Origin of the sequence: Streptomyces sp. NPDC059917 (genome assembly GCF_042730635.1) — a bacterium.
Lineage (GTDB): Bacteria > Actinomycetota > Actinomycetes > Streptomycetales > Streptomycetaceae > Streptomyces.
Map to the genome: position 1 here is coordinate 1 of NZ_JBHWLC010000153.1, position 8,433 is coordinate 8,433.

Consider the following 8,433-nt stretch of genomic DNA (forward strand, 5'->3'; position numbering starts at 1 on the left):
GCCCCAGGGGCCCCGCAGGGGCAACGGGCCTGGCGGCCCGCCCCGGGCTCCGCCCGGACCCGCGCCTCAAACGCCGGCGAGGCTGGGAAAGGCTCCGCCCGGGCCCGCGCCTCAATCGGCGGCGAGGCTGGGTTCGGCTCCGGCCGGGCCCGCGCCTCAATCGCCGACACGGCTGAACTTCGGCTCCGCCCGCCCCCGCAGGCAGAGGCACCACACCGGTACGACTATTGCGCCCCTCCCCGAAGCGGACGACACCGCAGCCTAGGCTCTGAACACGCTGCGTGATCTTGGGCCGCGGGCCGCGGCCGCGGAGGCCCAGGAACCGCCCGAGCCCCCGCAGGAGCGCGATGTCCGACAGCCAGCCGCCGCAGCCGTCCCATTCCCCGCGCGGCGGCCGCGGCGAGGGCGGCGGCCAGGGCCCCGCTCCCGCCCCCGCCGACGCCACCACCCTGCTGCTGGCCGGCGCCCGCCTCCTCGACGGGCGCACGGTCGACGTGCGGCTCGGCGGCGGTCGCATCCAGGCCGTCGCCGCCGCCGGGACCCTGCACTCCCCCACCCCCTCGCGGGTCGACCTGACCGGTTACCTGCTGCTCCCCGCCCCCGCCGAGCCGCACGCCCACGGGGACACCGCGCTCACCGCCGACGGCGAAGGACCCGTGTCCCACACGGCCGACGAGGTCCAGCGCCGGGCCACCGAGGCGGCGCTGCTCCAGCTCGGCCACGGCGCCACCGCCATCCGCTCGCACGTCCGCGTCGCCGACGCGCACGGCCTCGGCCCGATGGAGGCGGTGCTCCAGGCCCGCCGCTCGCTGCGCGGGCTCGCCGACCTCACGGCGGTCGCCGTGCCCCGCCGGCTGACCGGGATCGCGGGGGCCGAGGGGCTGGCGATGCTGCGCGACGCGGTCAAGATGGGCGCGGCCGTCGTCGGCGGCTGCCCGGACCTCGACCCCGACCCGACCGGCTTCGTCGAGGCCGTCCTGGAGCTGGCCGGTGAGCACGGCTGCCCGGTGGACCTGCACACGGACGGTGACGATCCCGCCCGCCTCGCCCGGCTCGCGGCCATGGCCGGCGGGCTGCGCCCCGGCGTCACCATCGGTCCCTGCGGCGGCCTCTCCCGGCTCCCCCTGGACGCGGCCTCCCGCGTCGCCGACCAACTGGCCGCGGCGGGCGTACGGGTCACCTGCCTGCCCCAGGGGGACTGCGCGGCGCTGGAGCGGCGGGGGCTGCGCACGGCGCCCGTACGACTGCTGCGGGCGGCCGGGGTGCGGGTCGCGGCGGGCAGCGGGGCCCTGCGGGACGCCGGGAACCCGGTCGGTCGCGGGGACCCGCTGGAGGCCGCGTACCTGCTGGCCTCGCAGGGCGGGTTGCGGGCGGCGGAGGCCTACCACGCGGTGAGCGCGGCGGCCCGGGAGGCGATGGGCCTGCCGGAGGTCCGGGTGGAGGCCGGGTTCCCGGCGGAGCTGCTCGCCGTGCGCGGTGAGCGGATCGCGGCGGTGCTGTCCCTCGCCTACAGCCGGATCGTGATCCACCGGGGGCGGGTGGTGGCCCGTACCAGCGCCGTGCGCGAGTACTGCGACTCGGCGGTCGCGGTCGCCCTCGACCTGCCCCGGCAGGGCCGTACGGAGCCCGGTCCCTGAGCGTCGGGGCCGACTTCGGGCGCGGGGGCGCGCGCGTCGTCGTACGGTCGACTCATGCGCATTGTCATCGCTGGTGGACACGGTCAGATCGCGCTGCGGCTGGAGCGCCTGCTCGCCGCACGCGGATACGAGGTCGCCGGGATCATCCGTGATCCGGCACAGGGCGACGATCTCCGGGCGGCCGGTGCCGAACCCGTCCTGTGCGACCTGGAGTCGGCGACCGTCGAGCACGTCGCGGGCATCCTGCAGGGCGCCCAGGTCGCGGTGTTCGCCGCCGGGGCGGGCCCGGGCAGCGGCGTCGGCCGCAAGGACACCGTGGACCGGGGCGCGGCGGTGCTGTTCGCCGACGCGGCCGAAAGGGCGCGCGTACCGCGGTTCCTGATGGTGTCTTCGATCCGGGCGGACGCGAACCACCCGGGTGACGACGTCTTCGACGTCTACCTGCGCGCCAAGGGCGAGGCCGACGACCACGTACGGACCCGGTTGGGCCTGGAGTGGACGGTCCTGCGGCCCGGGGCGCTCACCGACGAGGCGGGGACCGGTCTGGTCCGCCTGGAGGCGACGACGGGCCGCGGGCCGGTCTCCCGCGACGACGTGGCGGCCGTGCTGGCCGAACTGGTGGAGACGCCGGCGACGGCCGGCCTGACCCTGGAGCTGGTGTCGGGGACCGTGCCGGTCGCGGTGGCCGTCAAGGCGGTCGCCGGCAACTGACGGCCGGGCCGCGGGGCCGCCGGGCCGCGCGGCCGCCGGGCCGCCCGACCGCCGGACCGTCAGAAGTCGGCGTTCACCTGGTCGTCGGAGCGCAGCACGGAGTCCTGCGCGAACTGCTTCTCGTACGCCCGGCGGATCCGTTCGACGCTCGCGCCGCGCTCCTCCGCGCCCTTCTCCGGATAGAGCAGGACGACCTCGTAGGAGGCCTCCCTGACGACCTTGCCGTCGGGCCCGCGCCACTGCCCGTGGCCCGGCTGCACGGTCAGCCCTTCGGGGAAGGCGGGGGTGATCTCGCGGTCGACGAAGCGGTCGAACTCCCGCTCCGCGACCGGCGGCGCCCCGCCGGGGCGCGCGGTGCCGAAGTAGAGCCGGGTCTCGCGGTAGGGATCGCCGGTGTGCCCTTGCAGCGCGGCCCCGACCAGGGCCGGGATGCCCGCTCCGAGCAGGGCGAGCAGCACCCCGCCGCCGACCTTCCCGCGGGTGTCAGTAGTCCACATCACGCCGGGTGAACGACCGTCGGCCCGCGACGTTGCGGCCGCCGCGCCCCGCGCGTGGCATCCGGCCGAGGCCCCCGCCGACCGCCGCGGAGCCCCGACCGCCGGGCCCCGGGGGCGTTTTCACCTGCCGAAGCCGGGTAGCCGCGCCGTCAGACAACCCAACAGCGGAGGAAACTCATGGGCATCGGTGGATGCATCATCCTGATCGTGGTGGGCGCCATCCTCACCTTCGCCACCGACTGGAAGCTGGAGAGCGTCAACCTCCCCCTCGTCGGTCTGATCATGATGGCGGTGGGTGCGATCGGCCTCGCCGTGTACACGAGCATCTACAAGCGCCGTCGCGCCGCGGGCGCGATCCCGGTCGTGGAGGAGACCCGCCGGGACGTCTTCTGACCCGCCGCCCCGGTGCCGCCCGACGGCTCCCGGAGAACGGACCCGGAGAACGAAGAAGTCCCCCTCCCGCGCGTTTCCGCGAAGGAGGGGGACTTCTTTACCACGTGGCGGCGCCAGGATTCGAACCTGGGTAGGCTAAGCCGACGGATTTACAGTCCGTTCCCATTGGCCACTCGGGCACACCGCCATGGGAGGAAGCCTTTGATTTCCGCCTTGCGGCGGTGCTCTCTGGCAACGACGTAAACGATACCCGATGGACAGGGGTGCTTCACCACCCGATTCCGCCGCGCGGCCGATGACGTGCTCCGCAGGGGTGTGCGGGTGGCGGATCGGACGCCGACGCCCGGGCTGTCCGGTCCGATCCGGGAGACAGGGCCTAGGCTTGACGGCGCGGCCGGGGAACGTCCGGCGCGTGCCCCTGTGGGCCATCACAGCCGACTTCAAGGAGCCACAGCACATGGCCGACTCCAGTTTCGACATCGTCTCGAAGGTCGAGCGGCAGGAGGTCGACAACGCCCTCAACCAGACCGGCAAGGAACTCTCGCAGCGCTACGACTTCAAGGGCACCGGCGCCTCGATCGCCTGGTCCGGCGAGAAGATCGTCATGGAGGCGAACTCCGAGGACCGCGTCAAGGCCGTCCTCGACGTGTTCGAGACCAAGCTGGTCAAGCGGGGCATCTCGCTGAAGGCGCTCGACGCCGGTGAGCCGCAGCTGTCCGGCAAGGAGTACAAGATCTTCGCCACGATCGAGGAAGGCATCTCCCAGGAGAACGCCAAGAAGGTCGCGAAGATCATCCGGGACGAGGGCCCCAAGGCCGTCAAGGCCCAGGTCCAGGGCGAGGAACTGCGCGTCACCTCGAAGAGCCGCGACGACCTCCAGGAAGTCCAGGCCCTGCTCAAGGGCAAGGACCTGGACTTCGCGATCCAGTTCGTGAACTACCGCTGACCCACGGGCAACCGGGTACGGCCGCCGAGGGCGCAATGGGGATCTCCCCGTTGCGCCCTCGGCCGTTCGGGCGGGTGTTCGAGGGGTGGCGCCCGGGGCGCGGGCGGCGCTCGGCGGGGTGTGCGCGGGGCGCGTGCGGCGCGCGGGCCCCGGGGGGCTTCGGTGCGGACTGGGCCCGGCGGGATGCGCCCCACCAGGCTGGGGCGCATCGATCACCGCGTGGGCAGGGGGACCCGAATGCCAGGGGACGGTACTTTCCGTCAGGACGTGGGAGCGTCCGTCGTGGTGGCGCTGGTGGCGCTGCCGCTGTGCGTCGGAGTGGCGGTGGCCTCCGGGGTGCCCGCCGAGCTGGGGATCGTCACCGGGGTGGTGGGCGGGCTGGTCACCGGCTGGTTCCGCGGGAGTTCGCTCCAGGTCAGCGGTCCGGCGGCGGGGCTCACCGTGCTGGTCTTCGAGGCGGTGCGGACGTACGGCGTGGCCGCGCTCGGGGTGCTGGTCCTCGCCGCCGGGCTGATCCAGCTGGCGATGGGGGCGCTGCGCCTGGGGCGGTGGTTCCGGGCGATCTCGGTGGCCGTCGTCCAGGGGATGCTCGCCGGGATCGGGCTGGTGCTGATCGCCGGGCAGTTGTACGCCGTGGCCGGGGTGGACGCGCCCGCGCGGACACTGGCGAAGTTCGCGGGGCTCGTGCGACTGCTGGCGCAGGCCGACTGGGCCGCCATCGCGCTCGGGGTCGCCACGGTGCTGGTGATGGTGGGCTGGCGGCGGCTGCCGGAACAGGCCCGGATGGTGCCGGGGGCCCTCGTCGCGGTCGCGGCGGCGACCGGAGCCACCGCGGCGCTGCGGCTGCCGGTGGCCAAGGTGGAGGTCACGGGGGTGCTGGACGCCGTATCGACGCCGGGCTGGGGGCAGTTCGCCGTACTGGGCTCCGCGGGCGCCCTGGGGACGGTGGCGGCCTTCGCGCTGATCGCCTCCGCCGAGACCCTTTTCAGCGCGGCCGCGGTGGACCGGATGCACCACGGGCCGCGCACCGACTACGACCGCGAACTCATCGCCCAGGGCGCCGGGAACACGGTCTGCGGGCTGCTCGGCGCGCTGCCGATGACCGCCGTGATCGTGCGCAGCGCCGCCAACGTCGAGGCGGGGGCGCGCACCCGGGCCTCGCGGGTGCTGCACGGGGCGTGGCTGCTGCTCTTCGCCGTGCTGCTGCCGCACGCGCTGGCCGTCGTACCGCTGGCCGCGCTGGCCGGCGTACTGCTGCACGCGGGGTGGAAGCTGCTGCCGGTGCGCGGGGTGGCGGCGCTGTGGCGCTCGCACCGCGGGGAGGCGGTGGTGCTGCTGGCGACGGCGGGGGCGATCGTGGCGACCAACCTCTTCGAGGGGGTGCTGGTGGGGCTGGTCCTCGCGGTCGCCAAGGCGGCCTGGGAGACCTCCAGCGTGCACGTGGAGGAGGTCTGGGAGGGGGACGTGCTGTGCCTGCGGGTGGCGGGCAACGCCAGCTTCCTGCGGCTGCCGCGGCTGCTCGACGTACTCGACGCGCTGCCCGGCGACCGGGCGGTGCGCTTCGACCTGAGCGGGGTGCGCCACCTCGACCACGCGTGCCTGACCGCGCTGGACGGGTGGCAGGCGCAGCGGGCGAAGCGCGCGGCTTCGGCTCCTGGTCACGGGGGCGTCACCGGGCTCGGCTAGGGTCCCGGCCGTGACGCAGACGCGGGCGGGTACGGGTACGGGCGGCGGTGGGCTCCGGCGGAGCCTCGGGGTGGGTGACGCGGTCGTCGTCGGCCTGGGTGCGATGGTCGGGGCGGGCATCTTCGCCGCGTTGGCCCCGGCGGCCCGGGCGGCGGGCGGCGCCCTGCTCGCCGCGCTCGCCGTGGCCGCCGTGGTGGCCTCCTGCAACGCGTGGTCCTCGGCCCGGCTGGCCGCCCGCCATCCGGCGTCCGGGGGGACGTACGTGTACGGGCGCGAACGGCTCGGGCCGTTCTGGGGGTACCTGGCGGGGTGGGCCTTCGTCATCGGCAAGACCGCCTCGTGCGCGGCGATGGCGCTGACGGTGGGCGCGTACCTGTGGCCCGGGCGGGAGCACGTGGTGGCCGTGGTCGCCGTGGTGGCGCTGACCGCCGCGGGGTACGGCGGCGTGCAGAAGTCGGCCCGGATCGCCCGGGTGATCGTGGCGGTCGTACTGGCGGTGCTGGCCGGGATCGTGGCGGCCTGCCTGACCTCCGGCGCGGCCGACGTCGCCGGGGCGTTCGGCGGGGGCGGGTCGGGGGCGGCCGGGGCCGGGGGCGTGCGGGGGGTGCTGGGGGCGGCCGGGCTGCTGTTCTTCGCCTTCGCCGGTTACGCCCGGATCACCACGCTGGGCGAGGAGGTCCGCGATCCGCGGCGGACCATCCCGCGCGCCGTGCCGCTGGCGCTGGGCATCGCGCTGGCCGTCTACGCGGCGGTGACGGTGGCCGTGCTGTCGGTGCTGGGGGTCGACGGGCTGGCCGGGTCGGCGGCGCCGCTGGCCGACGCGGTGCGGGCCGCGGGGTGGGGCGGGCTGACGCCCGTGGTGCGGGCCGGGGCGGTACTGGCGGCGCTGGGCTCGCTGCTGGCGCTGGTGCTGGGGGTGTCGCGGACCGCGCTGGCGATGGCCCGGGACGGTCACCTGCCGCGCGCGCTGGCGGCCGTACATCCGCGCCACGGGACACCGCACCGGGCGGAGCTGGCGGTGGGGGCGGTGGTCGCGGTGCTGGCCGCGAGCGCGGACCTGCGGGGGGCGATCGGCTTCTCGTCCTTCGGGGTGCTCGTGTACTACGCGATCGCCAACGCCGCGGCGTGGACGCTCGGCGGGGGCGCGGGGCGGCCGGGCGCGGGCGGCCTCGGGGTGGACCGCGGCGGGCGGGTGGTGGCGGCCGCGGGGCTGGCCGGGTGCGTGGCGCTGGCCTGCGCGCTGCCGCCGGCCTCGGCGGTGGCGGGCGCGGGGGTGCTGGCGCTGGGCGCGCTGCTGCACGGCGCGCGCGCACGACGGCGGCCCGGACCCCCTGCGGGATCCGGGCCGGCGACGTAGCGGTACGGGAGGGGGCGGCCCGGTCAGACGCCCGCGTTCTCCCGGCCCTTGGGCGCGGAGCCCTTGGCCGCGGCCCCCTTGGCGGGGGTGGGGGCGGCGTCGGAGTCGTAGCCGATGAAGAACGTGGGGCGGCGCTGCACGGCGGTGTAGATGCGTCCGATGTATTCGCCGAGCAGTCCGACGCATATCAACTGGACGCCGCCGAGGAAGAGCATCGCCACGAAGAGCGAGGTCCAGCCCGGGACGGTGTGCCCGATGAGCCAGATGACGAAGGTCACGGCCATCAGCACGAAGCAGGAGAAGAAGCTGAAGACGCCGAGCCAGGTCGCCAGCCGCAGCGGGGCGGCGGAGAAGTTGGTGATGCTGTCGACCGCGAGCCGGATCATCTTGCTCAGCGGGTACTTGGTCTCGCCCGCCACGCGCTCGTCGCGGTGGTAGGTGACCTCGCCGCTGGGGAAGCCGAGCCACGGCACGAGCAGGCGGTACACCTGGTGCTGGTCCGGCAGCGCCTTGAGCGCTTCGACGGCCTCGCGGCTGAGCAGTCGGAAGTCGCCGGCCTGCGAGGGGACCTGCTTGCCGACGATGCGGCGCATCAGCCAGTAGTAGAGGCCCGCGGTGCGGCGCTTGAAGCCGGTGTCGGTGCTGCGGTCGCTGCGGACGCCGTAGACGATGTCGAGGCCCTCGGCGACGGCCAGGTCGAGCATCTCCGGGATCTTCTCCGGCGGGTCCTGGAGGTCGGCGTCGATGCTCGCGACGTACGCGCCCTTGGAGCTGTGCAGACCGGCGGTCAGGGCGGCCTGGTGGCCGGAGTTGCCCCGCAGCTTGACGATGCGCAGCTCGGGCCAGGTCTCCCGGAACTCCTCCAGCAGCGCGGCGGTGCGGTCGGCACTGCCGTCGTCGACGGCGACGACCTCGTAGCTGACACCCGTACCGTCGAGCGCGGGCCGCAGGCGTTCCACCAGCGCGGGGAGGGCTTCCTCCTCGTTGTACATCGGAACGACAACCGACAGTGTCGTCGTGGACGACGCTTCCGACATGGGTAATCCTGCCCGTGGTTTGACCTGATGGTGCCTGGGTATCAGCAGCAAATCATAGTACAAAGGAACCCTTTCGCTCCCCTTCGCCCGCTCGGGGGCCCGCCCCGTGAGGGGCCGGTAAAGGGCTCCGAACCACCTCCCGGACCACCGAAAAGGGCCGGCCCACCGC

The 8,433-nt window shown here is 74.9% G+C and carries 8 protein-coding genes and 1 tRNA gene; 6 read left to right on the forward strand and 3 right to left on the reverse strand.

Features of this window, described 5'->3' with window-relative positions:
- Positions 1-347 precede the first annotated feature (347 nt).
- Complete coding sequence (locus ACFWAR_RS38695; RefSeq protein ID WP_385788210.1) at positions 348-1,637, forward strand: amidohydrolase family protein; 1,290 nt, start codon at positions 348-350, stop codon at positions 1,635-1,637.
- A gap of 54 nt (positions 1,638-1,691) precedes the next feature.
- Positions 1,692-2,348, forward strand: a complete 657-nt coding sequence (locus tag ACFWAR_RS38700; protein ID WP_385788212.1) for an SDR family oxidoreductase — start codon at positions 1,692-1,694, stop codon at positions 2,346-2,348.
- Positions 2,349-2,407: 59 nt separating this feature from the next.
- Here ACFWAR_RS38700 and ACFWAR_RS38705 read toward each other — a convergent pair whose 3' ends face one another.
- Entirely contained in the window at positions 2,408-2,845 is a 438-nt protein-coding gene (locus ACFWAR_RS38705; protein WP_385788215.1) for a DUF3574 domain-containing protein, read from the reverse strand.
- Positions 2,846-3,022: 177 nt separating this feature from the next.
- Between ACFWAR_RS38705 and ACFWAR_RS38710 the strand changes: the two genes are divergently transcribed.
- The gene (locus ACFWAR_RS38710) at positions 3,023-3,238 is read left to right on the forward strand and encodes a DUF6458 family protein (RefSeq protein WP_385788218.1); all 216 of its coding nucleotides are present in this window, start codon (positions 3,023-3,025) and stop codon (positions 3,236-3,238) included.
- Between the two features lie 105 nt (positions 3,239-3,343).
- Here the strand turns inward: ACFWAR_RS38710 and ACFWAR_RS38715 are convergent.
- Positions 3,344-3,425 (reverse strand) — tRNA-Tyr (locus tag ACFWAR_RS38715).
- Between the two features lie 270 nt (positions 3,426-3,695).
- Here ACFWAR_RS38715 and ACFWAR_RS38720 point away from each other — a divergent pair.
- The 3 genes from ACFWAR_RS38720 (at position 3,696) to ACFWAR_RS38730 (ending at position 7,227) form a co-directional block, all read left to right on the forward strand.
- Positions 3,696-4,184, forward strand: a complete 489-nt coding sequence (locus ACFWAR_RS38720) for a YajQ family cyclic di-GMP-binding protein (RefSeq protein WP_385788221.1) — start codon at positions 3,696-3,698, stop codon at positions 4,182-4,184.
- Between the two features lie 237 nt (positions 4,185-4,421).
- Complete coding sequence (locus ACFWAR_RS38725) at positions 4,422-5,870, forward strand: SulP family inorganic anion transporter (protein WP_385788224.1); 1,449 nt, start codon at positions 4,422-4,424, stop codon at positions 5,868-5,870.
- A gap of 10 nt (positions 5,871-5,880) precedes the next feature.
- Entirely contained in the window at positions 5,881-7,227 is a 1,347-nt protein-coding gene (locus ACFWAR_RS38730) for an APC family permease (protein WP_385788227.1), read from the forward strand.
- Positions 7,228-7,250: 23 nt separating this feature from the next.
- Here the strand turns inward: ACFWAR_RS38730 and ACFWAR_RS38735 are convergent, their stop codons facing one another.
- Entirely contained in the window at positions 7,251-8,264 is a 1,014-nt protein-coding gene (locus ACFWAR_RS38735) for a glycosyltransferase family 2 protein (RefSeq protein WP_385788230.1), read from the reverse strand.
- Positions 8,265-8,433 lie beyond the last annotated feature (169 nt).